General features: G+C 72.5%; 21 protein-coding genes. 6 read left to right on the top strand and 15 right to left on the bottom strand.

All coding sequences use genetic code 11. From position 1 onward, the window contains the following. Positions 1-18: 18 nt before the first annotated feature. The gene (locus VR894_RS01955) at positions 19-1,152 is read right to left on the bottom strand and encodes a nucleotidyltransferase family protein (protein ID WP_324649618.1); all 1,134 of its coding nucleotides are present in this window, start codon (positions 1,150-1,152) and stop codon (positions 19-21) included. A gap of 326 nt (positions 1,153-1,478) precedes the next feature. Here VR894_RS01955 and VR894_RS01950 point away from each other — a divergent pair, with 326 nt between their 5' ends. From VR894_RS01950 to VR894_RS01935, 4 genes are all read left to right on the top strand, one after another. Next, a complete protein-coding gene (locus VR894_RS01950; RefSeq protein WP_324649617.1) occupies positions 1,479-1,631 on the top strand; it encodes a lasso RiPP family leader peptide-containing protein in 153 nt (50 codons plus the stop codon). A gap of 86 nt (positions 1,632-1,717) precedes the next feature. Then, positions 1,718-2,905, top strand: coding sequence for an asparagine synthase-related protein (locus VR894_RS01945; protein ID WP_324649616.1), 1,188 nt, complete (start codon positions 1,718-1,720; stop codon positions 2,903-2,905). Continuing rightward, positions 2,902-3,357 (top strand): lasso peptide biosynthesis B2 protein, encoded by a 456-nt coding sequence (locus VR894_RS01940; protein WP_324649615.1) that lies wholly within the window; start codon positions 2,902-2,904, stop codon positions 3,355-3,357. Before VR894_RS01945 ends, VR894_RS01940 begins: the two co-directional genes overlap by 4 nt. Next, entirely contained in the window at positions 3,354-4,331 is a 978-nt protein-coding gene (locus VR894_RS01935) for a hypothetical protein (protein ID WP_324649614.1), read from the top strand. The genes VR894_RS01940 and VR894_RS01935 overlap by 4 nt, the downstream gene beginning before the upstream one ends. Here the strand turns inward: VR894_RS01935 and VR894_RS01930 are convergent. The 12 genes from VR894_RS01930 to VR894_RS01875 form a co-directional block, all read right to left on the bottom strand. Next, on the bottom strand, positions 4,319-6,196 hold the full coding sequence (locus VR894_RS01930; protein ID WP_324649613.1) for an ABC transporter ATP-binding protein: 1,878 nt from the start codon (positions 6,194-6,196) through the stop codon (positions 4,319-4,321). The genes VR894_RS01935 and VR894_RS01930 overlap by 13 nt on opposite strands. A 19-nt stretch (positions 6,197-6,215) precedes the next feature. Continuing rightward, positions 6,216-6,467 (bottom strand): PqqD family protein, encoded by a 252-nt coding sequence (locus VR894_RS01925; RefSeq protein ID WP_324649612.1) that lies wholly within the window; start codon positions 6,465-6,467, stop codon positions 6,216-6,218. 241 nt (positions 6,468-6,708) lie between these two features. Further along, positions 6,709-7,326, bottom strand: a complete 618-nt coding sequence (rplQ, locus tag VR894_RS01920; protein WP_324649611.1) for a 50S ribosomal protein L17 — start codon at positions 7,324-7,326, stop codon at positions 6,709-6,711. A 30-nt stretch (positions 7,327-7,356) separates the two neighbouring features. After that, the gene (locus VR894_RS01915) at positions 7,357-8,370 is read right to left on the bottom strand and encodes a DNA-directed RNA polymerase subunit alpha (RefSeq protein WP_324649610.1); all 1,014 of its coding nucleotides are present in this window, start codon (positions 8,368-8,370) and stop codon (positions 7,357-7,359) included. Between the two features lie 140 nt (positions 8,371-8,510). Beyond that, a complete protein-coding gene (rpsK, locus tag VR894_RS01910; RefSeq protein WP_324649609.1) occupies positions 8,511-8,918 on the bottom strand; it encodes a 30S ribosomal protein S11 in 408 nt (135 codons plus the stop codon). 69 nt (positions 8,919-8,987) lie between these two features. Further along, on the bottom strand, positions 8,988-9,362 hold the full coding sequence (gene rpsM, locus VR894_RS01905) for a 30S ribosomal protein S13 (protein ID WP_324649608.1): 375 nt from the start codon (positions 9,360-9,362) through the stop codon (positions 8,988-8,990). A gap of 137 nt (positions 9,363-9,499) precedes the next feature. Next, entirely contained in the window at positions 9,500-9,613 is a 114-nt protein-coding gene (gene rpmJ, locus VR894_RS01900; protein WP_043501488.1) for a 50S ribosomal protein L36, read from the bottom strand. Positions 9,614-9,669: 56 nt separating this feature from the next. Then, positions 9,670-9,891, bottom strand: a complete 222-nt coding sequence (gene infA, locus VR894_RS01895; RefSeq protein ID WP_324649606.1) for a translation initiation factor IF-1 — start codon at positions 9,889-9,891, stop codon at positions 9,670-9,672. A 325-nt stretch (positions 9,892-10,216) separates the two neighbouring features. Then, positions 10,217-11,254 (bottom strand): class C sortase, encoded by a 1,038-nt coding sequence (locus VR894_RS01890; protein ID WP_324649605.1) that lies wholly within the window; start codon positions 11,252-11,254, stop codon positions 10,217-10,219. A 25-nt stretch (positions 11,255-11,279) separates the two neighbouring features. Continuing rightward, positions 11,280-12,686, bottom strand: coding sequence for a SpaH/EbpB family LPXTG-anchored major pilin (locus tag VR894_RS01885; RefSeq protein ID WP_324649604.1), 1,407 nt, complete (start codon positions 12,684-12,686; stop codon positions 11,280-11,282). 69 nt (positions 12,687-12,755) lie between these two features. Continuing rightward, the gene (locus VR894_RS01880; protein WP_324649602.1) at positions 12,756-15,440 is read right to left on the bottom strand and encodes a hypothetical protein; all 2,685 of its coding nucleotides are present in this window, start codon (positions 15,438-15,440) and stop codon (positions 12,756-12,758) included. Between the two features lie 630 nt (positions 15,441-16,070). Beyond that, positions 16,071-20,714: a vWA domain-containing protein gene (locus tag VR894_RS01875; RefSeq protein ID WP_324649601.1), complete on the bottom strand. Its 4,644-nt coding sequence runs from the start codon at positions 20,712-20,714 to the stop codon at positions 16,071-16,073. Between the two features lie 229 nt (positions 20,715-20,943). On the opposite strand from VR894_RS01875, the gene VR894_RS01870 reads away from it, so the two are divergent. Continuing rightward, a complete protein-coding gene (locus tag VR894_RS01870; protein ID WP_324649600.1) occupies positions 20,944-21,852 on the top strand; it encodes a glycosyltransferase in 909 nt (302 codons plus the stop codon). 6 nt (positions 21,853-21,858) lie between these two features. Here the strand turns inward: VR894_RS01870 and VR894_RS01865 are convergent, their stop codons facing one another. Then, the gene (locus VR894_RS01865) at positions 21,859-23,376 is read right to left on the bottom strand and encodes an O-antigen ligase family protein (protein WP_324649599.1); all 1,518 of its coding nucleotides are present in this window, start codon (positions 23,374-23,376) and stop codon (positions 21,859-21,861) included. After that, the gene (locus VR894_RS01860; RefSeq protein ID WP_324649598.1) at positions 23,373-24,095 is read right to left on the bottom strand and encodes a hypothetical protein; all 723 of its coding nucleotides are present in this window, start codon (positions 24,093-24,095) and stop codon (positions 23,373-23,375) included. The genes VR894_RS01865 and VR894_RS01860 overlap by 4 nt, the downstream gene beginning before the upstream one ends. 737 nt (positions 24,096-24,832) lie before the next feature. On the opposite strand from VR894_RS01860, the gene VR894_RS01855 reads away from it, so the two are divergent. After that, the gene (locus VR894_RS01855) at positions 24,833-26,317 is read left to right on the top strand and encodes a sugar transferase (protein WP_324649596.1); all 1,485 of its coding nucleotides are present in this window, start codon (positions 24,833-24,835) and stop codon (positions 26,315-26,317) included. The last annotated feature ends 23 nt before the right edge of the window (positions 26,318-26,340 follow it).

Here is a 26,340-nt window from a genome sequence, read left to right as displayed (position 1 = left end):
CCCGGGAGGCTGGGCTCCTCAGCGGACGGGAGAGGCGCTCGCCCGCGCACTTGCCTCCACGGCCAGCAGGAAGTCCTCCAGCGCAGCCTCTCCCGCCTGCACACGTGCCGGTCCGGCGGCCCGGGCGGGCCGCACCCGGTCCACCACCCCCCTGGCGGCGTTCTGCGCCACCTGCGCGACGGTCCGCCCGGCGCCCGGGCGGACCGCCCGGGCGACGAGCCGGGACACCGACGCGTCCCGGCGCTGGCGGGCCACCGGTGAGAGACGGTCGACGCAGTCGAGAAGGGCGCGCAGCGGGAGCGACGCCCCCAGTGCCCGGTACACCCGAGCGGGGACGGGCGTTCCCAGGGTGGCACCGGCCCGGCGCAGCGCCAGGGCCACGTGCGCCTGCGCACCCCACTCCGCCGCACGACGGCAGACGGCGCCCCAGTCACCGACCTGGCGGCAGAGCTGGTCGACGTCGAGCATCCAGCACAGCCTGTTCGCCCCCGCGAGCGCCGCGTGCAGGGCGACGTGCACGAGCGTGTCCGCCTCGTCCATCGTCCACGCCTCACCGAGCCCGATCCGGACCCGTCTGCGGCGCCCGAGGATCCCGGCGGTCGAGATGTCGAACTCGCCGCGGCGGGACCGCATGTTGATCATCGACCAGTGGAGGTCGACCTGGATGCCCGCGGGAGTGAACCAGTGCATCTCTCCCGGGGTCTCGGGGTTGCGCAGCATGTCCTCGTAGTCACCGACCTCCCACCCGGCCGCGAGGAGGGTCCGGCTCACGGCACGGAGGTCCTGGGGGTCGACGAGGAGGTCGAGGTCGCCGTAGGGCCGCAGCCCGGGCACGGGGTGGGCGAGCTCGGCGAGCACCGGTCCCTTGAAGACGACCCACCGGACGTCGGCGAGGAGCTCGTCGACCTGCCGCAGCAGCATCGCCGCGCGAATGTGCAGGGACTTGGCCAGGTCTCGATCCGTGCGGAGCGCCTCGGCGACCTCCGGTGCGCTCTCCCGCAGGCGGACGTGGGTGAGCGGGGCGATCCGGTGGTGGCGGGCGGCGGGGACGACGGCCTCCGGGGACACCGCCGCTCCGTCGACCACGTCTCCGCGGCACACGGCCACCAGGAGCTCGGACACCGCACGGTCGCGGGTGGTGCTGTCGCTCATCGCCGTCCCGTCGTCGCCCGGTCGCCGCATCCCCACCGGCGGATACCCGCGAGCCTAGCGAGCGGGCCGACGAGCAGGCACGGGAACGGTCGCCGTCGTTCGGAGCCGACCGGGCGGAGGGCTCGCCACGGGAGGGGTGAGCCGCCGGGTGAGCCGCCCACGTCCGGGCTGGTCACCCGGGCATCATCCACGTTATCCGGCGACAGTCGTCGCCGTGGAGGACGGGCGTCCGTAGGCTCGGTCTCACGTCAATGACGACCTCCGTCCACTGGCGGTGGGCCCACTCAGGGCATCAGCTCCTCACCCCGAGCACGAAGGAGACTCACATGTACGAAGCGCCACGGATGACCGAGGTCGGCAGCGTCCACGGTCTGACCCTCGGCAACCCCAAGCACGGCCCGAGGAAGGACAACTCCAACTGGTTCGACATCTGGGGTGACCCGGGCAACCCGGGCCACCCGCCCGTCGGCTCGCGCTGACCACGCACTGCGGGTCGGAGGGTCCACCGGGCCGTCCGACCCGCAGCGCTCTGTCCGGGGACGATCACCCAAGGAGCCGCTCACCAGTGAGCACACCCACTGTCCACGCCACCTTCGAGCGGCTCTCCCGCGAGGAGCTCCTCCTCGCCACACCGCGGTCGGACGGCGCGGGCGTCGCGGACGTCGCCGGCCCGGCGACCGGCCTCACCGCGCGCGAGGCGATCGAGGAGGTCCTCCTGGAGGCGCTCGCCGCGCCCCCCTGCTACGTCCTCTTCTCCGGGGGCCGTGACTCCTCGGCCCTGCTGGCGCTCGCCGTCACGCTGGCGCGGCAGCACGCGCTCCCGCTCCCCGTGCCCGTGACGGTCCGCCACCCGCACGCCCCGGAGGCGGACGAGACCTGGTGGCAGGAGCTCGTGCTCGAGCATCTTGGCCTCCGCCACGGCGTCGTCCTGGAGTTCCAGCACGAGCAGCGCCTCCTCTCGGACGCCGCCACGGGAGCGCTGCGGCGCCACGGACCGGTGTGGCCGGAGGCCGTCCAGCTGCACGGCGCGATCTACCGCGACCTGGACCCGGGGACGATCGTCACGGGGGAGGGCGGCGACATGCTGCTCAGCGGACGGCGGACGGGTGCGCTGCGGGACGCACTCGCGCTGCGCCGGCCACGGCGCCGCCACCTCCGTCGAGGGCTGCAGGCCGCGCAGCCGGGTGTCGCGCGACGACGCGCGGCCCGCACCCACGCCGGCTCCGGTGCACCGTCCTGGCTGCGCCCACCGGCCGTCGCCGCGTACGTGCACGACGCCGTGTCCGCGAGCGTGGAGCCGCTCCGGTGGGACGCCGCGACGAGGGCACTGATGTACTCCCGACCGATGACGGTCTTCATCGCCAACGTCGAGGCCGCGATCGCCGAGTACGGCTCCCGGCCCGTCACGCCCTTCGCCGACGGCCGTGTCGTCGAGGCGCTGGCCCGCGAGGCGGGGCCGCTGGGCTGGGGGAACCGGACGGCGCTGTTCCGGCGGCTGTTCCCCGACGTGCTCCCCGACCGTGTGCTCAGCCGCACCTCCAAGGCCTGGTTCAACTCCACCCGCTGGGGCCCGGAGGAACGCGAGTTCGCCCGCCTCTGGGACGGTTTCGGGATCGACCCCGAGTGGGTCGACCCCGACGAGCTCCGGGCCGCCTGGCTCGTCGCGGACCCCCACCCCGGGGCCGACTTCCTGCTCCACCTGGCCTGGGCCCACACCCACGGCATCCCGGCGGAGCCGGAGGCGTGGTCGTGAGCGTCCACAGCACCGTCCGCGCGATCCTGCGCCGCCCTCCGTCCGCGTGGTGGCGGGCCGCCCGCACCGTCGCACTGGCCGGGGTCGTCGAGGTCGGCCTGCGCACCATGCCGGTGCCGCGGCTGGCCCGCCTGCTCCGCGTCCGGCTCGTGCTGGACGGTCGGCCGGGCCAGGTCACCGACGTCTCAGGGCTCCGGCTGACCGACCGCGAGCGCGCAGACCTGGACATCACCTGGCGGGTCCTGCGGCACCGCCCCTTCAACGGCACCTGCCTGCGGCGGGCACTGCTCGGCGCGCACGTGCTGCGGCGACGCGACCACGCGGTGCGGATCGGTGTGCAGAAGATCGGTGGTGAGGTCAAGGCGCACGCCTGGGTGGAGCTCGACGGCGTCGTCCTGGACCCCGACGGCGTCGAGAGCTTCAAGGTGCTGGAGACGAGGGGACGACGATGACGGACACCACCGCCACCGGGGAGCCGCCGCAGCGTCTCTACGGCCTCACGGTCGCCGCCGACTTCGTCCTGCACCAGGATCGCCCCGCGCCGCCCGGCGAGCGCGTGCACCTCACGGTCATCGACGGCGAGCCGATCGCCGAGAACCGGCAGACCCCCGCCGGGCAGGTGCTGCTCGACTTCGGCGAGGAGCCGGACCGCTGGTACACGGCGGTCCGCCGGGAGGACTCGTCGGTGCTGCTCCGCGTGCACGGCGTGTGCGACTTCGTCATCAGCCCCGACCTGTCCGACGTCACCCTCCACCTCGTGCACGGCACCGACCCGGGCATGCGCGCGATCATGACGACGGGCACCCTGCTGGCCCTGCAGCTCTACCTGCGGGGCAGCGCCGTCCTCCACGCGAGCGCCGTCGAGCGGGACGGCACCGCCGTCGCCTTCCTCGGACACTCGGGGATGGGCAAGAGCACGCTGGCCGCGCTCATGTGCGCCTCGGGGGCGCGTGTGGTCAGCGACGACGTCGTCCCCGTCGCCACCGGGGAGGAGCCACGGGTCCCGCTGGGGGCGACGGAGCTCCGGCTGCGGCCCGGTGCGGAGGCGGTGACCGCCGACCTGGCCGCGGGCTCCTTCCGGACGCGGCTGAGCGCGGACGACAGGACGGTCGTCGGGCTCCCCTCCCCCGCGACCGAGGCCGTCCCCCTCGGCGCCGTCGTCATCCCCCGTCCCAACCGCGACGGTCGGATGGAGCTGGAGCTGCTCGACCGGAAGACGGCCGCCTTCGCGCTCATGAGCTTCCCGCGGCTCATGGGGTGGCGGGACCCGGTGGTGCTGGGCCAGGTGCTCACCCACCTCTCGTGGCTCGCCCGCAGCGTTCCGGTGATGGTCGCGCACGTGCCGTGGGGCCCGCCGTTCCGCGAGGACATCGCGCCGACCATCTGGGCGGCGGTCCACCGCCACGCGCTCGCCTACCGCGGCTGAGCCACTCCGGGGTCCTCGAGGTACGCCGCCGCCTGCAGCCGGAACAGCTCGGCGTACCTGCCCTCCCGCGCCATGAGCTCCTCGTGCGACCCGGCCTCGACGACGCGTCCCTGGTCGAGGACGTAGATGACGTCGGCGGACCGCACCGAGGAGAAGCGGTGGGAGATGAACACCGCGGTGCGGCCCGCCAGCACGGCCCGCAACGACTCGTACAGGGCGCTCTCGGCGCGCGGGTCCAGCGCGGCCGTCGGCTCGTCGAGGATCATGAGCTGGGCGTCACGGTAGAAGGCGCGGGCGATGGCGACCCGCTGCCACTGACCACCCGAGAGGTCCCGGCCCCCCTTGAAGAGGCGGGACAGGATGGTGTCGTACCCCTTCGGCAGCGACTCGAGGAAGCCGGCGGCACCGGCGCGCCCGGCGGCCTCCGCCACCCGGCCGTCGTCCGGCTCCACGGTGTGGCGCCCGACGGAGATGTTCTCCCGGGCCGTGAAGGCGTACCGGACGAAGTCCTGGAAGATGACGGCGACCCGCTCCCGGACGGACACCCTGGAGTACTCGCGGGTGTCGCGCCCGTCCCACCGCACCGCGCCGGACGTGGGGTCGTAGAGCCCGGCGAGGATCTTGGCCAGGGTCGTCTTGCCGGACCCGTTCTCCCCGACGAGGGCGACGACCTGTCCGCGACGGATCCGCACGTCCACTCCCCGCAGCGCCTCACTCGTGCTGCCCGGGTACCCGAAGTGCACGTCGTCGACGACGATCTCCGCGAAGCTCTCGGGTGCGGGGGCACCCGCCTCCTCACCGTGCGCCGCGGCGCCGAGCTCCAGGAACTGGTCGACGTCCTGGAGGAAGAGCCCGGCCTCGAAGATCGACTGCATGCCGCGCAGGAGCGCCTGCACCTGGCTCTGGAGCATGCGGATGGCGACGATCGCCGCACCCGCCTCGGCGACCGAGACGGAGCCCTCGCCGATGAGCCAGACGAGGACGAGCAGGGTGCCCGTGAGCACGACGGCGGCGCCGAGGTTGCCGGCCGTGCTCAGCGCCATCCGTCGGCGGAGGTGGCGGGCGAGGTCGGCGAGGTAGCGCCCGTAGAGGGTGTCGAAGCGCGCCCGCAGCGGCGGGCCGAGGTCGAAGGCGCGGACCTCCTTGGCCTCGTCCCGGGCCGTGAGCAGGTAGCCGAGGTAGAACCGCTGCCGCTGGTGCGGGGTCTGGTCGACGGTGAAGCCGAACTCCAGTCGGCTCTCGCGACGGTTGGTGAGGATCATCGGCAGCCCGCCGAGCAGGAGCAGCGGGAGCAGGGCCGGGTGGATGCCGACGAGGACGGCGCCCACGCCCACCGTCGCGGTCAGCCCGCCGACGATCCCCAGCAGGGCCTGGGTGACCTGGAACGGCCTGGTGGTCGCGCTTCCCTCCACGCGTTGCAGCCGGTCGTAGAACGCCGCCGACTCGAAGTAGCGCAGGGAGACGCCCGTCGCGGCGTCGAGGACGTCCTGGTAGGTGCGCCGGGCCACGGACTCGCCGAGGTAGCGGCTCATGCTGCCACGCACCGAGTCCAGGAGCGCGGCCGCCGCCATGAGGCCGGCCAGCGCGAGGGTGGCGAGCACCAGCCCCTGCGGGACTCCCTCGCCCGGGCCCAGGTCGAGCACCGCGGTGAGGAACGCCTCCACGACGAGGACCTGGCCGGCCAGCACGAGGGCCGCGACGACCTGGACGACGAGCAGGCCGACGAACAGAAGGCGGCCCGCGGCCCACACGAGGCGGGTCGACCGCCTGAGCAGCTGCCAGAGCCGCCCGGCGGAGCGCCGCTGGTTGCGGCTCTCGATCCGGAGGTCGAGCGGGTCGAGCGGGTCGGGGCCCCCGTCGGTCACCGGGCCACCCCGCACGTGGTCACCGCAGCAGGTCCTTCTCGCGCAGGTCCGCGACGAAGGCCTCCGCGTCGGCCTGTGCCGTCGCCCGGTCGATCCCGTACTCCTCCACCAGCGCGTCCGCGAGGTCGCCGAGCGTGCGGTCCTCGGTGAGCAGCTTGGCCAGGTGGGCTCCGGCGACGTTCGTCGTCAGGTACACCGACCGGGCGGTGTCGAGGATGACGAGCTCGCCGTCGATCTCCTGCCAGGTGATGTCGTCGCTTCGCAGCTTCACGCGGGCTCCCTCACGTCGGACGGCCGGGACGCAGCCCGGCCGCGATCTCACCGCCCCGCTGCTCGACGCGGCCGTCGCACCAGCGTACTGCCCGCGCCGGGAGCGGGGCGTGCCTTTCCGAGACCGGACGGCCGCCGCAGAGCACACGTGAGGCCCGCAGCAAGCTGCGGGCCTCGTGACCGTGGGCTCTCCGTGCCGGTGCGCCGAGGGACGGGCTCGGGGTGCCGAGCCCGTCGGCGGGTCAGCCGCGGGGGTTGGCGTGACCGGTGTCGGCCGCGCCGGGCTGCGCGTCCGTGGCGTCCTCGGTCGCGGCCTCGGCCGAGGACTCGGCGGCTGCCTGCTGCGCCTCGGTGGTCTCGGCGGCCTTGGCCTCCTCGACGGCGTCGGCGGCCTCGTCCGAGACGGTGGTCTCCGGCTCCTCGACGACGGGCGTGGTCGCCTCCTTGGCGGCGCGCTCGACGGCCTTCTCGGCCTCACGGACGGTGGCCTGCTTGGGGCTCACCGGCTCCATGACGAGCTCGATGACGGCCATGGGCGCGTTGTCGCCCTTGCGCGGAGCGGTCTTGGTGATCCGGGTGTAGCCACCCTGACGCTCGGCCATGGCCGGCGCGATCTCCGTGAACAGCTCGTGGACGACGCTCTTGTCCTTGACGGTGGTCATCACCTTGCGGCGGGCGTGGAGGTCGCCACGCTTGCCGAGGGTGATGAGCTTCTCGACGACGGGGCGCAGCCGCTTGGCGCGGTGCTCCGTCGTCGTGATGGCGCGGTGCTCGAGCAGCGCGGTGGCGAGGTTCGCCAGCATGTGACGCTCGTGGGCGGGGCTGCCACCAAGACGGGGACCCTTAGCGGGAGTGGGCATGATCTCTCCTGTCGTAAATCGTTGGTGGCGTCAGTCGCGCGCGTCGTCGCTGAACTCGACGTCGCCCTCGTACGCCGAGTCCTCGACGGCGTTGATGTCGAAGTCCACCGGGCTGTCCTTGAGGCTCAGGCCGAGCGCGGCCAGCTTCTCGCGGATCTCGCCGATCGACTTCGCGCCGAAGTTGCGGATGTCGAGCAGGTCGGCCTCGCTGCGCGCGACGAGCTCGCCGACGGCGTGGATGCCCTCGCGCTTGAGGCAGTTGTACGAGCGCGACTGCAGCCCGAGCTCCTCGATCGGGAGGGCGAGGTCGGCCGCCAGGGCCGCGTCGGTCGGCGAGGGACCGATCTCGATGCCCTCGGCCTCGACGTTGAGCTCACGGGCCAGGCCGAAGAGCTCGACGAGGGTCTTGCCGGCGGAGGCGAGGGCGTCCCGCGGGGTGATCGCGTTCTTCGTCTCGACGTCGACGATGAGCTTGTCGAAGTCGGTGCGCTGCTCCACGCGGGTGGCCTCGACCTTGTAGGTCACCTTGAGGACCGGGGAGTAGATCGAGTCCACCGGGACGCGACCGATCTCGGAGTCGAAGCTCTTGTTCTGCGCGGCGGAGACGTAGCCGCGCCCGCGCTCGACGGTGAGCTCGACCTCGAGCTTGCCCTTGGCGTTGATCGTCGCCAGGTGCAGGTCGGGGTTGTGGACCTCCACGCCCGCGGGCGGGGTGATGTCAGCGGCGGTGACGACGCCCGGGCCCTGCTTGCGCAGGTACATGACGACGGGCTCGTCGTGCTCCGAGGAGACGACGATGTTCTTGATGTTGAGGATGATCTCGGTGACATCCTCCTTGACGCCCGGCACGGTGGAGAACTCGTGGAGGACGCCGTCGATCCGGATGCTCGTGACGGCGGCACCGGGGATCGAGGACAGGAGGGTGCGACGCAGGGAGTTGCCGAGCGTGTAGCCGAAGCCCGGCTCCAGCGGCTCGATGACGAACCGCGAGCGCTGCGGGGAGACGACCTCTTCGGTCAGGGTGGGGCGCTGTGCGATGAGCACGATGTGTTCCTTTCAGCAGGCATCCGCTATATGACGCCGTGCAGGGCACCCGCCGGTCATCGGTCCGACCGGCGGGAGGCGAGGTGCCGGGCACCTCTGGGACACCGAGCGCCGGCCCGCAGGCCGGCGCACGATGGGGGTCAGACGCGGCGGCGCTTCGGGGGGCGGCAGCCGTTGTGGGCCTGGGGCGTGACGTCCTGGATCGAGCCGACCTCGAGGCCGGCGGCCGTGAGGGAGCGGATCGCGGTCTCGCGGCCGGAGCCGGGACCCTTGACGAACACGTCGACCTTCTTCATGCCGTGCTCCTGGGCGCGGCGGGCGGCGGCCTCGGCCGCCATCTGCGCCGCGAACGGAGTGGACTTGCGCGAGCCCTTGAACCCGACCTGACCCGAGGACGCCCAGGCGATGACGGCGCCGGTGGGGTCGGTGAGGGTGACGATCGTGTTGTTGAAGGTGCTCTTGATGTAGGCGTGGCCGTGGGTGACGTTCTTGCGCTGGCTCCGGCGCGGCTTGCGGGCCGAGGTGGCCGTGCGGGTCTTGGGGGGCATGTCGTGCTTCTCTCCTGGTCGTCGGACCGGTGCGCTCGGCGGTGACGCCGAGACGTGCGACCGGACTACTTAACGGGCCTTCTTCTTGCCGGCCACCGTGCGCTTGGGGCCCTTGCGGGTACGTGCGTTGGTCTTGGTGCGCTGACCGTGCACGGGCAGCCCGCGGCGGTGGCGCAGGCCCTGGTAGGACCCGATCTCGACCTTGCGACGGATGTCCGCCTGGACCTCGCGCCGCAGGTCTCCCTCGACCTTGAGGTTGGTCTCGATGTAGTCACGCAGGGCGACGAGGTCGCCGTCCGTCATGTCCTTGACGCGCAGGTCCGGGCTCACGCCCGTGGCCTCCAGCGCCTGCTTGGCGCTGGTGCGTCCGACGCCGTAGATGTAGGTGAGCGCAACCTCAAGCCGCTTCTCGCGGGGGAGGTCGACGCCGACGAGTCGTGCCACCTTGTTCTCCTCTTGCTGCTCGGAGGTCCTCCGCACCACCCTCCCGTCCGGGTCGGACGAGCCCCGGCCTCCGAACCGGGGGTTGCACGCAGGGTGCTGGTGGTACGTCTGGCGGCAGGCTTGCCGCCGGCGTCAGGTCAGCCCTGACGCTGCTTGTGCCGCACGTTCGTGCAGATCACCATCACGCGACCGTGACGACGGATGACCTTGCAGTTGTCGCAGATCTTCTTGACGCTGGGCTTGACCTTCATGGCATTCCTCCGCCGCCGCTGGGCGTGTACGCGCCGCGACGGCGCTGGTCGGGTGGTTACTTGTAGCGGTAGACGATGCGACCCCGGGTGAGGTCGTACGGGCTGAGCTCGACGACGACCCGGTCCTCCGGCAGGATCCGGATGTAGTTCTGACGCATCTTGCCCGAGATGTGTGCGAGCACCTTGTGGCCGTTGCTCAGCTCCACCTTGAACATCGCGTTGGGCAGCGCTTCGACAACGCTGCCCTCGATCTCGATGACGCCGTCCTTCTTCGCCATGTCCTCCGCTAACTCTTCTCTGCTGTGGCCGTCGGCGTCTGGGATGACGACGACGGTGGCGCGCCGTGAGACTCACCCGTCCCCCGGTTCCAGGCAGGGATGTGGGCAGGCACGCTCGTCCAGCGCTCCATCATACGACATCAGCGGCACCATCGCGTCCATGAGGTGGCTCACAGGTGCGCCGTCCGGACCACCCTCGACCGTACCGGGTCGAGGGTGCGGGCGGAGCCGCCGGGGGACGGCCCCGCCCGCTGGACGTGTCCGGGTCCGGCCAGCACCGGTGCCGATCACGAGCACCTGGTGCGCGGCCACGCCGGGCACGTCCTCACACCCCGCCGGCGGGCGATCCGGCGGGGCGCGTCTCAGCCGCCGGGCGGACGCCCGGCGGTGCGGGGTCCCGACCCGTCACCTGTACCGGCGGCGGACCGGCGGCCGCGCGCCGTCCCGCGCGCCAGACGTAGCGGGCGAGGACGAGCACCGTCACCACCACCGCTGCCGCCCACCACGGGAAGGGCGCACCTGCGGGCTGCTCGCCGGCGACCGCGAGGTCTTCGACGGGAGTCGGCGTCACGCGCTCGCCGGTGACGAGGATCCGGTGGCTGTTGACACCGATCGGCGTGCAGGTGACGAGGGTGACGAGGTCCGCCCCCGGCGCCGGGTACAGCGTCTGGGTCTCGTGCGGCTCGACGACGGCGACGTCGACGACCTCGTAAGTGAGCACCTCCCCGAAGGTCTCGAGCGTGAAGCCGTCCCCGACGGCGACCTCGTCGAGGTGGGTGAGCATGGTCGCCTCGGCCAGGCCGCGGTGGCCGGTGAGCACCGCGTGCGTGCTCGGTCCGCCGACGGGCAGTGACGTGCCCTGGAGGTGGCCGATCCCCTCGAGCAGCACCCGCTCGCTGGTGCCGTGGAAGACCGGGAGGTCGACGTCGATGGTCGGGATCCGTAGCCGGGCCATCAGGCCCCGGTCGTCCGCCGTCAGGAGGTCGGCGTAGTCGAGGGCGGTGTCCCCCGGGGCGGCCACCGGCAGCCGGGCGTATGAGTCGACGACGGCACCACCGGTGAGGCTCTCGTTGTACCGGTGGGCCGCGGCGAGGACCTCGGCTCGGCCCTCCGGACCGACGGTGTCGACGACGTGCGTGTACCCGAGGATCTGCTGGGACTGTCGGTAGTGGGCGAGCCAGCTCGAGGCCGACGGGTAGCCGAGGACGAGCACGCCGAGGAGGAAGACCAGGGCGATCCCCAGGGGGACCGCCGGGACCTTCCACCGCCGACGGCGCCTGCTGGGCGGAGCGGCCCGTGCTGCAGTGAGGACGGCCATCTGGTCTTCCTCCTCCTGGGTGCTGGGTGGGTACGCGGGGGGCATGTACCCACCCAGCGGTCTTGCGGGGTCAGGCGGCCAGCGGCGTGCGGCTGCGGTGCCGCATCGCGGCACCGATAGCGACGGCGATGAGGCCGAGGCCGGCCATCGAGAACAGCACGGTGCCGGCCGCACCGGTGAGCGGTAGGTCGAAGGCGGCACGCTGGCTGTTGAGGACCTCGTAGGAGGCGGCCTCGGCGAGCGACCCGGCGGTGACCGTGACCTCGATCGGGTCGGTCGTGCCCACGTACCCCACGGGGGCCTTGGTCTCGACGATCCAGTAGGTGCCCGCCTTGAGCCCCTCGATGAGGATCCTGCCGTCCTCCTCGGTGGTGAAGGTGGTTTCGCCGTTCACCGCCACCGGTCCGGATGCGTCCTCGGCGGCCGCCGCCGTGCGGAAGACCTGGAACTCGGCGCCCTGGAGGTGGGACGTGACGTCGCCGGCCTTGCCGACCTTGACGATCTCCAGGCCACCCCAGCGGGTGTCGACGGTGTTCGTCGTGCCGGTGAACTCGTTGACGTGGACCTCGGCGTCGTTGGTGATGATGCCGTCACCGATCTCGATGACGGCCGTGGTGAGCTCGACGGTGACGGTCCCTCCCTGTCCCTCGGCGAGGAGCAGGTCGCGTCCGTCCGCGGTGAGGACGACCGACGCGGCGCTTCCGTCCTCGGTGACGGTGTACTCGACGTCCTCCGTGAGAGTTGTGTCCCCGAGCCGCACGGTCGTGCCACGGAGCTCGAGCCGGGGGTCGAGGTCGTCGACGATCCGGAACTCGGTGAAGGTCTTGCCCGCCGCGAGCTCGGGCACGTCGACCGAGACCTTCCAGGTGACGATGTCGCCCAGGCCGTAGGCCTCGGCGTCGGAGACGTCCTTGGCGATGCCGGTGACCGAGTTCTTCGGGTACACGTGCACGTCGTAGAGCCAGGTGTTGTCGGCCGTCGGCAGTGGCACCGACACGAGGAACGGCTCCGCCTTGACGGCGACGGGGTTGTCGCCCACGCCCGTCTCGGCGACGAGGTAGACCCCGATGGGCAGCCCGGTGAAGGCGGCCGTGCCCGCGGCGTCGGTGGCGAGGTTCGTCCCGGCGTCCAGCGGGTAGTCCGCGGGTGCGTCGAGCACGTCGCCGGCAGTGAGCCCGGCGGCGGCGTCCCAGCCGAGGTTCGTCGCGAGGTCGATCGTCGTCACGCGCTGAACCGTGAAGGTCACGCCCTCGAGTGCGGTGAGCCCGGTCGTGTCGACCGGCGAGCCGTCGTGGGGCAGCCCCGTGGGGGCCGCCGGCTCCGCGAACTTGTGCACGGTGATCGAGCCGCTCGCATCCGTCTCGAGGTTCGGACCGCCGGTGGCGGTCGCCGGTGCTGCCACACCGAGGAGGCCGAGCGTCAGCGCTCCGGCCGCCGCGACGGCCCAGCGGGCGAGCCGTCCAGTCGATGAGTTCATCGTTGTCTCCGTTTCCAGTGCTCGACCGGTGTGGCCGATGGGGGGGGTGATCGGGTTGTAGGGAAGGGGTCAGGTGGTGCGCCGGGTGCGCACGTGGTGCGCGGCTCCGGCACCGACGGCGAGCGCCAGCCAGAGCGCACCCACGCCGAGGTAGCCGGCGGGGCCGGTCCCGCCGGTGAGGGGCAGGGCGAGGGCGGCCACCGGGGCGTTGACGAAGCGGTAGACCGCGCGGTCGCCAGTCCCGAGCGTGACTGCCGAGGGGTCGACGTCGACCCAGTCGGCGGCGGCGTCGTGGTCCGGGTTCTCGGGGGTGGCGCCGACGTACTCCTGGACGGCCAGGTGCCGGTAGGCGAGCGGGTTCCCGGCGACCGCCGTCTCGCTGAGGGTGTAGCGCTGCTCCGGGCGGACGTGGAAGGAGTTGCCCTCGGAGATGCCCTGGGAGCCCGGGACGGTCCGGGCGTCCAGGCCGGTGGGGCCGTCGACCGGGGTCGCGGTGAGCTCCCAGTCCGCGGGGACGAGAACCGTGTCGCCGACGACGTGCTTGAGGAGCGTCACGGTCGCGGTGGCGTTGGTGACCGTGCACGTCACGTCACCGCCCCCGGGGACGACGACCGCGCCGTCGGCCGCGAGAGGCAGGGGAAGGCCGTCGGCGAGCTCGCACCGCCAGGGACCGTCCTGGACGTACTCGGCAGGGCCGTCGCTCTCCTGCAGTGCGTAGGGCGCTCCGGCGTCCACCCGGCCGGTCGCGCGGCCGGTGCCGGTGATGCCGCTCGGGCCGTCGGCGGTCGCGCTGAGCGTCCACCGGGCCGGGTTCTCCGTGCCGCCGGCCACCTCCTTGACGAGCGTGAGGGTCTGGGCGCACACGGTGACGGTCGCGGCGGCGGACACGTCGACGTTCTCGTCGTTGGTCAGCCGGGCCGTGTTCGTGTACTCGACACAGCCCGCGGTGACGGGCCAGGCGAGGTCGTAGGCGAAGGTCCGCGCGCCGTCCTCGGCGTCGAGCAGGACCGGGGCACCGGGCAGCTCGTGGTGGCTGTCGCTCAGCGCGACGCTCCGGTCGGTGGTCGCCGGCGCCACCGCACCGAAGTCGACCGCCGCGGTCCCCGTTGCGGTCCCGCCCGTGCCGGGGTGCGAGCCGGCGTCCCACGTGGCCGTGGCCGTCATCGAGACGGTGCTGTCGGCCGGTGTGGTGTCGGGCAGCGCGCAGGCGTAGTCCAGCTCGATGGAGCCCTGCGCCGGGACGGTGCGCCCGGTGCCGTCCGTGACGGTGCACGTCGCGCCGGGGACCAAGTCGGCGACGTCGACGTCGGTGAACGGGACGTCGTTGGGGTTCGCGACGGTGATCGTGCCACCGATGGCGAACGCCGAGTCGGTGGCCGTGGGGGTGGCGACCACCTCGTAGCCGAAGCGGGCCTCGTCCTGGTCGGCCGCCGCGTCGACCCGGTCCTCCCCCTGAACGGCCTTGGCCACCTCCCAGTCGTACGCGCGGGCGAAGGAGGCCGTCGCCGTCGTCGTCACGACCAGCTCGTCCAGGTCCATCGTGTTGGTGAAGGTGCACACGACGTCCGCCTCGTCGACGACGGTGAAGGTTGCCGACGTGCCCGAGTAGGTCGCCGTCACTCCCCCGGTGCAGGCCAGGTCGGTGAGCTCCCACCCGGGCGGCAGGTCGACCTCGCTGATCGTGAAGGTCTCCGTCGGCAGCTGGTTCGTCCACGGGGAGGCCGCGTCGGACAGGGTGAGGACGACCGCGTCCTCGCCCTCGTAGCCAGGTCCGCTGAGCGTGAAGGTGAACTCGTCCAGCGAGCCGCCGGGGTCGGTGACCTTGTCGACCGTGAGCGTGCCGTACGCGATGTCCTTGAACGGGGCCGGCAGGGTGTTGTTGCCGAGCTTCGCGCAGTTGAGCTGCACGATGCGGGCGTGGAGCGACGAGCCGCTGTAGGAGCCGGCGCCGTGCCCGGCTCCCCAGTCCAGAGCGCTGGCGACGTGGACGTCCCACAGGAGGTGGTAGTCGCCCGCCGTCGGCAGCTCGAAGCGCATAGTCACGGTGACGGTCCGGGCGCTCACGGGCCCGCTCACCGTCTCCTGCACGATGATGGCGTCCGCCCCGAGCACGTCGGTGCCGTTCGTGACGCCGACGGCGCGGAGACCGTCGTAGCCGTAGATCGGACCGTCGTTCATGGCGTAGGACATGACGACCTCGTTGCGGCCGGCGCTGAGGCTCAGCCGAGCCCGCTGCGGGATCCAGTCGCCCTCGGAGTAGCCGGTGCCCAGGTTGCCCTTGGTCCAGCTGCCGTTGGCCTGCTGGTGCTCGTAGCCGAGGAGGCTGCCCGGCTGCGGGTTGCAGTAGCCGGCGGGCTCGGACAGGGGGGCGGCGACGGTGGGCTCACCCACCACGGCGACGGCCGGTGCGGAACCGGCGGCCGGCTCGTCATCCGTGGCGGAGGAGGTGGCGGTCTCGACGGCGGGCTCGTCCGTGGGGGCGGGCGCCGGTGTCTCCGCGAGTGCCTCCCCCGGCGCGGCCACCCCGGCTGGCGCGGTGGGCGCAGGAGCGTCCGCGGCGCTCTCGCCGGCCTCTTCGTCGCTCACGGCGGTGGCGGACGACGCGGTGGTGGTGACGTCCGGAACGCCACCAGGGCCGTCGGCGGCCCACCCGCCGGCGCCCGAGCTGGTGCCGCTGACGAGTGCCAAGCTCACCAGGGCCGCCAGACCGAAGCGCGCGGTGCGCCGGCCGCCGCTCGAAGCCCTGTGCCTCATGAGAAATCACTCCCCGGATCGATGTCCCTGGAGCACACCAGTCCGGGCAGGTGGCACGGAGATCATCGACGAGTGACCACGAGATGACCGCGGCGCGCCACTCGGGCTAGCCGGCCCTCCACCGCGGGCCGGCCGGGGTGAGCGTTTCGTGCGTGCCGCGGAACCGCGGGACACGTGCCTCACCCGGCTTCCGCAGGATCCTGCGAACGAGCGAGGGTGACCCCTCCTTTCGAAGGACATCACCCCCGGCTCACCCCCGACTTTCGGAGGGTCAAGCCGCTCGACGCCACGACGGCGCCGTTACCGGGAGCCCGGCCGTCAAGGGCGGCCTCGTCCGCGGCTCACCTGTGACCGGCTCGTCCGTCGTCGGGTGCGGCCGGATCCGTGAAGCGGCTCGCTGCCGCACTCACCGAGGCGGCCCCCGGACAGCACGAACGGGGCCGTCAAGGACGACCCCGTTCGCCGGCCGCCGTCACGTGGACGCAGTCGCGGCACCGATCACTGCACCGCGCGTCCGACGGTCGGCCGCCCGCGTCCCCACCGACCGGGCGGTGCCGGCGGGGACGCGGGGCGAGGGTGGTGCCGACTGGCCTCAGCGGGGGGACCGCCGCCAGCCGGCACCGGCTCTGGTCAGGCCTCCTCTCGACGCCTGATGAGGGCGGCCCCGCCGAGGGACAGCACGACGGCCAGCAGGGCTGCACCGAGGAGCTCCGACCCCGTCCGTGGCAGATCGTCGTCGGGCAGCTGCGCGACGGGCGGCGTCGTGTGCGACGTCGTGCAGTCGTCGACACAGGTCGGGGGCGGTGGCCCCTCTCCGGTGACGACGTTGCGCAGGGTCACGCCCCAGGCGCCGTCGTCCACGACCACCGAGTAGGTGAGGGTCGCGGGCCCGGCGAGCTCGGGGATGTGCCAGACGAGGACGTCGCCGTCCCACTCGAAGGTGCCGGTGCTGACCTCGATGGTCCCGGTGCCGCGGGCGTGGTCGAGCACGCGGGAGACGTCGTCCCGCACGACGAGGTGCGTGGGCGCCGCGTCACCGGTCGGCGTCGCGGTGACCGTGTAGTCGATCCGGTCACCCGGTCGCACGAGGCTGCCGGACACGGGGTCCGAGCTCTTGCTGAGCGTCCAGCTGAGGTCCGGGACCGGGAGGCAGGCGTCGTCGTCGTACTCGTCGCCGCCTGACGTGATGACCGCCCGGTTGAACAGACCGTTCCCGGCCTCGGCCTCCTCGCCGCACTCCCGCACACCGTCCCCGGCGGACCCGGTCACCTCGGAGAGGTCGACCCTGACGACGACGGAGTAGGTGTGGGTGGTGCCTGCGGGGAGCTCCACCCCCGTGGCGATCTCGGTCTGCGTCACGCCGTCCCAGCCGGGGTAGCCGGTGCCGTCGCGCTCGACCATGGCCGCGAGGATGTCGATCCCCTCGGCGAAGCCGAGCTCGTCACGCAGGTCGTAGGTCACGCTCTGGTCGGCGTCGCCGTTGGTGACGTCGATCGTGTAGCTGACGTCCCACGTGCCGTCGTCGTTGTCGGTGAGATTCCCAGCGGTCTTGGCGACCGACGGGGCCACCGGCTCGGCGCAGGCACGGTCGGTGTCCTCCTGCCCGGCAGCGGTGAGGGTCGCCGCGTTGAGGAACCCGCCGCCGTCCGCCTCGTCCTCGTCGTCGCACTGCCCGGCGTCGGTGCCGACGACTCCCGCGGCGACGTCGGCGGTGACCATGACGACGTAGGTGTGCGTCTCGCCTGGGGCGATCTCGACGGCGGTGGCGAGCACCTCGGTGCGGTCCTCGGGCAGCCCGGTCCAGCTGCCGCCCGCCTCGGGCTCGTCCTCGGGGAACCACACGGCCTGGGTCGGTGTGATGCCCTCGCCGTACTCGATCGTGTCGCTCAGGTCGTAGACGCCCGGGTACTCCGAGTCGTTGACGACGTCGATCTCGTAGCGGACCTCCCAGCTGCCGTCGGCCTGCTGGTGGGCGGAGACCGCCGTCTTGTCGAGCTCGAGGTTGGGCGAGCAGACCTCGACGGTCTCCTCCGCGGACTGCTCGGTCTGCTGGATCCACGCGGTGTTGGTGTACTCGACACACTCACCGGGGACACCCTCGTGCTCGAGGGAGTAGGTGAACACCGTCGGGGTGCCCTCGGCGTTCCACGTGGCCGTCCCGAGCTCGACCGGGTTGGCCGGGTCGGTCTGGTCGTCGATGACGAGGACGCTGGAGTTGACCGGGGTCTGGCTCCAGCCACCGGACGCGATCTCCGCGGTCCCGACGGCGGAGGTGCTCGGTGTCGGCACGGTGTCGGCCCACGTCGCGGTCGCCGTGTTGGTCCCGGAGTAGCTCGGCTGGGTCATGAAGGTGCACGTGTAGGTGAGGTCCACGGAGGCGCCCGCGGCGACCTCCACCGCGGTGCCGCCGGCGACGACGCACACGGCACCACCCCCGACGTCGACCGTGTCCGTGACGTCCGCGGTGATGGCGAGCCACTCGTTCGGGTTCGTCACCGTGACGACGCCCGTCATGGCCCAGTCCCCGTCCTCGCTCCCGGTCGGGGTGGCGCTGACGGTGTAGTCGACGGTGGCCGTCCCGGTCTCCGGGTCCACCGTCACCGTCGTCTCGTCGGCCTCCTTGTCGATCTCCCAAAGATAGGTGCGGTCGAAGGACAGCACGACGTTCTTCTCGACCTCGAGGTCGACACCGGCGCACAGCTCGACGGTCTCGGTGCTCGATCCGGTGACCGCGAGCGGGCCGATCTCCAGCCCGGGCGTGTTCCCGATCGTCGCGGTGTTCTCGAAGGTCTCGCACTGGCCGGGCGTGCTGGGCCACGTGAGGTCGTAGGTGAGGACCTGCTCGCCGTCCGCGGCGTCGAAGGTGTTGCCGCCGGGCAAGGTGGACAGGTCGAGCTCGGAGTCGGTGACGGTGACGTAGCGGTCGGTCTCGGCCACGACGGCCTCGTCGAAGTCGAAGGCGGCCGTCGCGGTCGCCGAGCCGCTGGTTCCCGGGTACGCCGCGGCGTCCCAGGTGGCGGTGACCTCGTTGGTGCCGGTCGTCGTCGCCGTCACGTCGGTGATGGTGCACGTGTAGGGCAGCGTGACCGACGCGCCGGCGCCGACGGTGACGTCCGTGCCGCCGGGGACCGTGCACGTGCCACCCGGTGGCGCGCCGACCGAGTCGGCCACGCCGACGCCGGTGAACGGCACGTCGTTGGGGTTGGTCACCGTGATGGTGCCGGCCAGCTGGAAGCCGGAGTCGGTCGGCCCGTCGGGGGTGACGGTGACGTCGTAGGTGAAGGTGCCGTCCTCACCGGCGGGCACCTCGAGGTAGTCCTCCTCGGCCACCTTGGTGATGTCCCAGTCCCAGTCGCGGTCGAACGTCGGGACGGCCGTCTTCGTCACGGTGAGGTCGGCGTAGTCCGGCGGGACCACGGTGTTGCGGACGGTGCAGCTGACGATGTCCTCGGCGGCGACGTCGACGGTGAAGCCGAGGGCACCGGCGTCGGTGACCGGGAGCACTGTGCCGTCGAGGGTATTGACGCAGACCGCGTTCTGGCCGTCGACCGGGGAGAGCTCGAACCCCTCCTGCTGGGTCTCGGTGATGGTGACGGGCCGGGTGAGGTCACTGCCGGTGTAGCCGACCTGGAAGTTCACCGCGCTGGTGTCGTCCGTCGTGGCCGAGGCCGGTGTGACGTCGGTGGTGTCGGTGCTGAAGGTCCACCCGGCACCGCCCGGGACGACGTCGCCGTCGAGCTCCGCGACCTCCTTGACGACCGTCAGGGTGCCCGCGCAGTTGGCGGAGGCGATCTCCTGCAGGGTCGCCCCGAGGTCCTCGAGGTTGGTGCGGTAGAAGTCGGTGCCCTCGGTGGGCCCGGAGACGAGCGGGATCCGGATGCTCGCTCCCTCGAGGAACGCCTCCGGTCCGATGCCGACGAGGATGACCTGCGCGCCGGTGGCCTTGACGGCGTTGGCCGACAGGATCGCCTCGTTCACCTCGGCGATGGTCGACACGTCACCGGGACCCTGCCGGTCGCGGTGGAAGGTCGGCTGGCCGTCGGTGAGGAACAGGACGACGTCGTAGGTCTCACCCGACTCGACGACCTGGTGGAAGCCGCGGTCCCAGTTGGTCCCGCCGCCACCGGCGGGCGGCTGGCTGTTGCCCTCGATGTGGGTCTTGAGCTCCTGGGCACCCGCCTGGGTCGCCACACTGGTCAGGGGGTACCCGCTGTTCCCCGCGCCCTCCGCCGGCGCGAGGCTGGCGAAGGTGTAGAGGGCGATGCTCGACGGCGTGCCGGTCAGGGCGTCGATGAAGTCGAACGCGGCCTCCTTGTGCTGCTCGAGGAGCGCCTCGGACTCGGTGACCGAGTTGGACAGGTCACCGACCATGGCGACGTCGATGCCGCACTGGGGTGGTGCGGTGTTGTTGGGACGCACGCTGGCCCAGGCGGGCTCGGTGACCGAGTCGTTGAAGGCGAGGGGGAGCTCGACGATGCGGTCGTCGACGCTCGCGTCGGCGGTGATGAAGCCCGACGCGAAGATGTAGGCACCCTCGGGTCCGGGCGCCCACTGCGAGGGGGCCACCCAGCCCGCGGGCGCGCCGGTCTGGACGGCGTAGAAGGCGTCCGAGCCGTCGAGCTCACCGGTGAGGTCGGCGAAGATGCCGCACTCGCCGCTGGCGTCGGTGGTACACGTCCCGACGGAGGTGCCGGTGGGCGGCCCGTCGTCGGGCAGGGACGTGATGCGGAAGAACTCGAAGCTGGCGCCGGCGAGCGGCGTCGCGGTCGAGGTCCCGGCTCCCGTGCCCGTCCGGTCACCACCAGCGCGCGCGATGAGCTTCACCTCACCGGGGCCGGGGTCGCCCGGCGGCACGAGCAAGGGGGTGACGGAGTCGTCGGCGTCGACGGCGTCGTCATTGGCGGCGTCGTCGGTGGCGGCGTCGTCCGTGGCGGCGTCGTCGGCGGGGGCTACTGCTGCCGGCAGGTCGGCCGCGCCGTCCTCGGCGCCGTCGGCCTCCGTCGCGTCCTGGGGCGCGGGCTCGGCAGTGTCCGTCGCCGTGCCGTCCGGCTCCTCGGTGGCACCGGGTGCGGTGGTGTCCGTGGCGGGCGTCGTGGCCTCCGCGAGGGCGGGCTCCACCTGCTCCACCGCGTCGGTGAGGTCCGGCTCGTCCTGGGGCGCGGCCAACGAGGCGCCCCCCGAGAGGACGAGGGTGAGGCTGGTGAGGCCCACGAGCACGCCGCGTGCTCCGCGGCGCCATACGGGGTGGATCCGGGACTGTGGACGACGGGACATGGCGACGCTCCTTGTGATCGGCAGGGCGCTGCCAGCCCACCACCGGAGCGGGGTGCGAGCGCCTGCGGCCGGGGATGATCGTCGGCTGATCAGGATCGTCGGCCGGGGGTGACGGACCGCTGCGACTCCCCGCGGACAGCGCAGCGGCGGTCGCATGCGCCCGTCATCACCCTGCGTTGCCGGCCACGTTCCGTGGCCGGACGGACGTCCCCTGCTCCACACTGACCGCATGGACACCCCGCACCGCGTGTCGGTCATCATCCCCGTGCGTGACGACCCCCGGTTGACCGCGTGCCTCGAGGCAGTCCACCGGCAGACCTACCCCGCCGACCTCGTCGAGGTCGTCGTGGCGGACAACGGCAGCTCCTCCCCCGTCCGGCCCCTGCTGGAGCGGTGGCCGGACGTGCGGTACGTCCACGAGCCGGCGGGCGGGTCCTACGCCGCCCGCAACGCCGCGGTCCTGGCGAGCAGCGGCGCCGTGCTCGCCTTCACCGACTCCGACTGCCTGCCCGAGGAGTCCTGGCTGGAGGAGGCCGTCGCGGCGTTGGAGGCGGGCGCGGACGTCGTCGCCGGTCACGTCACCGTGTACGCCCGCGACGCCCGACGCCCGCACCCGGTCGAGGCGTACGAGCTGGTCCATGCCTTCCCGCAGGAGGTCTACGTCAGTCGCGGTGGCGCCTCGGTGACCGCCAACATGTGCACCACCCGGGCAGCGTTCGACCGCGCCGGTCCCTTCCGTCCCGAGCTCTACTCGGGGGCCGACATCGAGTGGTCGCAGCGGGCCGGCTCGCTCGGCCTGCGCACCGTGTACTGCCCCACCGCGGTCGTGCGCCACCCTGCCCGGGAGTCCTACGCCGCCCTGCTCGGCAAGTTGCGCCGCGTCATCACCGGGCGGCACGAGCGTGATGTCCTCGACGGTGGCCCGACCACGGTCCCGTGGCCACCGCCACGCGCGTTCGTCCCTCCGCTGGGCGCGTTCCGCCGCGCGCGGAGCGCCCCGCAGCTGGTGGGGGCACGCGCGCGGGGGGCGTTCCTCGTCGGGGAGGTCTACCACCGCTACGCCGCGGCGTGGGTCGCGACCGACCTGGCGGTGCGGGACCGGTGGCGGCGTCGCGGGAGCGGGCGTCGATCGTCCTGAGGGTGGTCAGGGCCGGCCGACCGGTGCACCGGCCCGCCAGCCGGCCACCAACCGGTCGCGCAGGTTCGCCGTGAGCGGCGTGGTGACGACCGTGTCTCCCGGCGCGGCGGGCCGCAGCGGCAGGCCGGGGCGCATGTGCTCGAGCCGCCACAGCGCACCGACCGCGCCGATGAGGACGACCGTGACGCCGACGAAGGTGGCGAAGCTGAAGGAGTCGAAGGTCGCGCTCGCGACCAGGCCCGCCGGCATGGTGGCCGCGAGCGCCTGACCGAGGTGGCGGGCCTCCTCGCTCTCGGCCCGGAGGCGGGTGCTCCGCGCCAGTGCGTAGGGGACGAGGAAGAGCGCACCCAGCGCGACCAGCCCGACCACTCCCCCCGCCACGAGGGTGCCGTAGATCTGGTTGTCGAGCAGGACGTAGCGCTCCGGCATCACGGTGCCTGCGCCGCGCCCGAGCCACGGCCGCTGCGCGAACATGCGCTCGACGAACGCCTGGTCGGCGAGGCGGTTCTGGATGCTCGGGTCGTTGTCCATGTTGGTGAAGAGTGCTCGGATCGTCCCGAGCACTCCCCTGTTGACGACGTGGAAGACCGCGGTCCCCGCCACCGCGATGACGAGCACGTTGTAGCGACGCCTCCACGGCCAGGCCAGGGCGAGGAGCCCCATGGCGACGGCGACGGTGACGACCGCCGACCGGGAGATCGACAGCGGGATCGCCGAGGCGATGAGCGCCACGCACAGCCACCGTCCCGCGGACGACCGTCCCCTCGGCGCGAAGAACGCGTAGTGGAGCGCGACCGGCAGGATGAGGGCCAGCACGACGCCGAACTCGATGTAGTGGTTGGCCGTGCCCGCCACCCGCGCGAAGTCGGCGTCACCACGGGCACTGACGCCGATGAGGTCACGGTTGAGCTGGAGGCCGGGGATCCGGATGAAGCGGGTGAGGTCGAAGATCCGGAGGAACTGCAGGATGCCGACCCCCGCCATGACCGTTGCCAGACCGACCATCGTCTGCAGGAGGACGTCCAGCTGCCTGCGCGTCCGGACGCCGTCGGTCACCGCGAGCGCCACGCCCACCATGGCGACGTTGAAGATGAGCCACCGGTCGGCGCTGCTCGCCTCCAGCTCGGGGAGCTGGCGGTCGTAGGCGACGGCGTACCCCACGAGCTGGACGGCGAGGTAGCCACCGAGCAGCCAGCGCACGGGCTGACGTCCTGGCGGGAGGCCGCCGGCCCGTCGAGCGGACACGCACCAGAGAAAGGTCAGCAGGACGGCGACCGCCACGGACGGACGCCCGACCGAGCCGAGACCGCCGATGACCAGGCGGGCGGGGATGAGGAACTGCAGGCAGAGGAAGACGACGAGCACGGCAAAGGTGGTCAGCCGCCACGGGCGGACGAGGAGCGGGCGCCAGCGAGCAACGACGTCCGGCCGCCGGAGCAGCACCGGGCGGAACTCGAGGTCGGCCGGGCGCTGCGTCCGGCGTCGGCCGGCGACCGGCGCCGCGCTTCCCGTCGTCGTGCTCACGCGTGGGCGTGGTCTCTGTCCCGCGGCCGGAGCTCGAGCTCCTCGTCACCGCTGTCGGGACTCTCGTCAGGCTGCCAGTCCGCGGCGCCCTCGGTGGCCTCAAGGTCGTCCTGCTTCGCGAGGCGCCGGGCCCGCCGTCTGCGGTAGAGGCCGACGATGTCGTCGAAGAGCACCGCGACGAGCACCGCGAGGCTCGCGCCGAGCAGGCCGACGACCGCCTGCACCTGCATCTTGCCGTCGTAGACGACGTTGGTGAGCGAGGGTGCGGCGAGGATGTCCAGCCCGTACTGCGTGGACGGTGGCATGCCCGCGTTCGTCTGCCTGTCCTGCAGCTCCTCGACGGCCAGCTCGAAGACGTGCTGCGCCGTCGCGACGGCCTGGTCGGAGCTCTCGCCCCGGACGGTGACGGACAGGATGGTGCTGCGGGACTGACCGGACACCTCGTAGTCCGGCACCAGTCCCTCCTCCTGGACACGGGTGCGCACGTCGGTGCTGTTGAGGACGATCGCCACCGCGGAGCTGGCCTGCTGCTCCCCGCCGTAGGGGTTCGGCACGGGCGACTGCGTGCGGCCGGGCGTGATGAGGGCGGACCCGGAGACCTCGTACTCCGGCTGCACACCGGCACCGGCGGCATACACCGCGCCTGCGGTGAGGGCGAGCAGCGGGAGGAAGATGTACCAGCGGCGCAGGGTCGCCACGGTGATGCGCCAGACGTCCACGGAGCCTCCATCGGCAGTCGGTGTGATGTGCGCCATAGTGTCATCGGCGCGGGGGTCCAGGTAGTGCCTTCACGAGATCGCCACGAGTCGTCACGCCGCGTACCGCCGGCTGGGACGCCGGAGCGGGCCGGACGCACAGAATGCGGAACGGGTGGGGACACTGCGTGTCCCCACCCGCTGGCCGCACGCTCGGGTCGACGCCAGACTTTCGCCGATCACAAGCGTCGTTCTGTCGTACCCGCGGGCGGACCTCAGCTCTGTCGCCAGCCGGGCGGTGCCGGCGACAGAGCTGAGCGCTTCGGGCACTGCCCAGCAAGGGACAGCGGCCCGACATGCGACAAGCACAGCACCACGCCACGGCTCCCCGGTACCGGCTGACGGGTGACGGGCAGATGACCGGCGAGGGCCCTCGGGTGAGTTCCGGGGTGAGCGCCCGGCGAGCTCGTGGCACCCCCGTCGCCGCGCTCACCCCCGCGGCTTCTCTCATCCTCCCGTCGTCATCCGTCGGTCATCCTTACGGCCCGGATGCGGCCGTGCCAGATTTGAGACCGCTGCTCGGGCGCTCCAACGGTGGGTCGGCCGATGCTCAAGCACCACGACGACGATGGAGGGCGACTTTCCGACGTGAACATCCCTCGCTACGCCCTCCCGTCACCACCCTCCACGTGCCGCTGGCTCGCCACGTCGTCATGGTCTGACCCGACGCCGGCACCGTCACGTCTCACGGGGTGGTCGCGATGACTCTCCGCACCGACAGCTTCCACACCGGCGACGAGCAGACCGACCCCGAGGGCACGCCCACCGCGGTGACCCGCCCGGTCCGCTCACGGGTCACCCGCCCGGGGCTGCCCTGGCGCTCCTCCGTCAGCAGGTACCTCACCCTCCTCGCGGCGACCGACTTCCTCGTCGCCGCCCTGGTGGTGGGAGCGCTGACGGCGCAGGAGCACCCCGCCGGGATCGCTGCCGCCCTCGCCGTTGCCGCCGGTCTGGGCTTCGTCCTCACGATGCTGGCCTGCCGCGGCTACCAGCCGTCCGGCGTCGCCACAGGCAGCCGCGAGCTCCGCAGCCTGCTCCACGTCGCGGGCGTGCTCGCCGTGGCCTCGCTCGTCGTGCACTACGTCGGCGTCGCCCAGGTTCCCCGCTCCCTCTTCTTCGAGGCGCTCGTCCTCACCCTCGCCGTGGCAGCGGCGGGACGGTGGGGCTCACGGCTCGTCCTGCGGCGCCTCCGCTCCCGTGGTCTCTTCGTCCGGCGCACCCTGCTGGTGGGACCCATGAGCGGCCTCAACCACCTGTTCGACGTCCTGGACGAGGCACAGTCCCACGGTCTGGTGGTCGTGGGGGTCTGCACGCCGACGACGGCCGACGACGCCGGCGGACGCAGCCCGGTGCTCGGGCGCTACGCCGACATCGCCGACCTCGTCCGCACACTCGACCTCGATGCCGTGCTCGTGTCCGCAGACGCGATGGGCGCCGCCGACCTGCGGCGGCTCGGCTGGCAGCTGGCCGCGCTGCCCACGGACCTGCTCGTGCTGCCCTCGATCAGCGAGGTGGTCCCCCGCCGTCTCCACGTCGAGGCGCTCGGCGGGACCCCGCTGCTCGGGGTCGCGCTCACCACCCCGGGCCCGAGCAGGTGGGGCAAGGCGGTCTTCGACCGGGTGCTCGGCACCGTCCTGCTCATCGCTGCGGCCCCGATCATCCTCCCGGCGGCGATGGCGGTCCGGCTGACCTCTCCCGGGCCCGCCTTCTTCGCACAGACCCGCATCGGCATCGACGGTCGCGCCTTCACCATGCACAAGCTCCGCTCGATGTACGTGGACGCCGAGGAGCGGCTCGCCGAGCTGCGGGACCACAACGACGGCAACGGCCTGCTCTTCAAGCTGCACGACGACCCGCGGGTCACCCGGGTGGGGGCGGTCCTGCGCCGCCTGTCGATCGACGAGCTCCCCCAGCTGTGGAACGTCGTCAAGGGCGACATGTCGCTCGTCGGGCCCCGGCCGGCCCTGCCGTCGGAGGTCGCGCAGTTCACCGGGGACGTGACCCAGCGCCTGCGGGTCAAGCCCGGGCTCACCGGTCTGTGGCAGGTCAGCGGACGGTCGAACCTCACCGTCGAGCAGTCGGTCCGCCTCGACCTGCGCTACACCGACAACTGGTCCGTCCGCATGGACGTCGCCATCCTGTGGCGCACCGCCCACGCGGTGCTGAGCGGCAACGGTGCGTACTGACCGCGACCGACACGGTAAGAGGG

Source organism: Georgenia sp. H159 (assembly GCF_035607575.1).
Taxonomy (GTDB): Bacteria; Actinomycetota; Actinomycetes; order Actinomycetales; family Actinomycetaceae; genus Oceanitalea.
Note: the sequence above shows the minus strand (reverse complement) of the source record. Positions and strands in the feature narration are given on the sequence as shown.

What these genes read in the sequence shown, in the direction of transcription:
- VR894_RS01955 (WP_324649618.1), bottom strand. Translation starts at nt 1,152, where the DNA reads ATGAGCGACAGCACCACCCGCGACCGTGCGGTGTCCGAGCTCCTGGTG.
- VR894_RS01950 (WP_324649617.1), top strand. Translation starts at nt 1,479, where the DNA reads ATGTACGAAGCGCCACGGATGACCGAGGTCGGCAGCGTCCACGGTCTG.
- VR894_RS01935 (WP_324649614.1), top strand. Translation starts at nt 3,354, where the DNA reads ATGACGGACACCACCGCCACCGGGGAGCCGCCGCAGCGTCTCTACGGC.
- rplQ (WP_324649611.1), bottom strand. Translation starts at nt 7,326, where the DNA reads ATGCCCACTCCCGCTAAGGGTCCCCGTCTTGGTGGCAGCCCCGCCCAC.
- rpsK (WP_324649609.1), bottom strand. Translation starts at nt 8,918, where the DNA reads ATGCCCCCCAAGACCCGCACGGCCACCTCGGCCCGCAAGCCGCGCCGG.
- rpmJ (WP_043501488.1), bottom strand. Translation starts at nt 9,613, where the DNA reads ATGAAGGTCAAGCCCAGCGTCAAGAAGATCTGCGACAACTGCAAGGTC.
- infA (WP_324649606.1), bottom strand. Translation starts at nt 9,891, where the DNA reads ATGGCGAAGAAGGACGGCGTCATCGAGATCGAGGGCAGCGTTGTCGAA.
- VR894_RS01890 (WP_324649605.1), bottom strand. Translation starts at nt 11,254, where the DNA reads ATGCCCCCCGCGTACCCACCCAGCACCCAGGAGGAGGAAGACCAGATG.
- VR894_RS01885 (WP_324649604.1), bottom strand. Translation starts at nt 12,686, where the DNA reads ATGAACTCATCGACTGGACGGCTCGCCCGCTGGGCCGTCGCGGCGGCC.
- VR894_RS01880 (WP_324649602.1), bottom strand. Translation starts at nt 15,440, where the DNA reads ATGAGGCACAGGGCTTCGAGCGGCGGCCGGCGCACCGCGCGCTTCGGT.
- VR894_RS01875 (WP_324649601.1), bottom strand. Translation starts at nt 20,714, where the DNA reads ATGTCCCGTCGTCCACAGTCCCGGATCCACCCCGTATGGCGCCGCGGA.
- VR894_RS01870 (WP_324649600.1), top strand. Translation starts at nt 20,944, where the DNA reads ATGGACACCCCGCACCGCGTGTCGGTCATCATCCCCGTGCGTGACGAC.
- VR894_RS01855 (WP_324649596.1), top strand. Translation starts at nt 24,833, where the DNA reads ATGACTCTCCGCACCGACAGCTTCCACACCGGCGACGAGCAGACCGAC.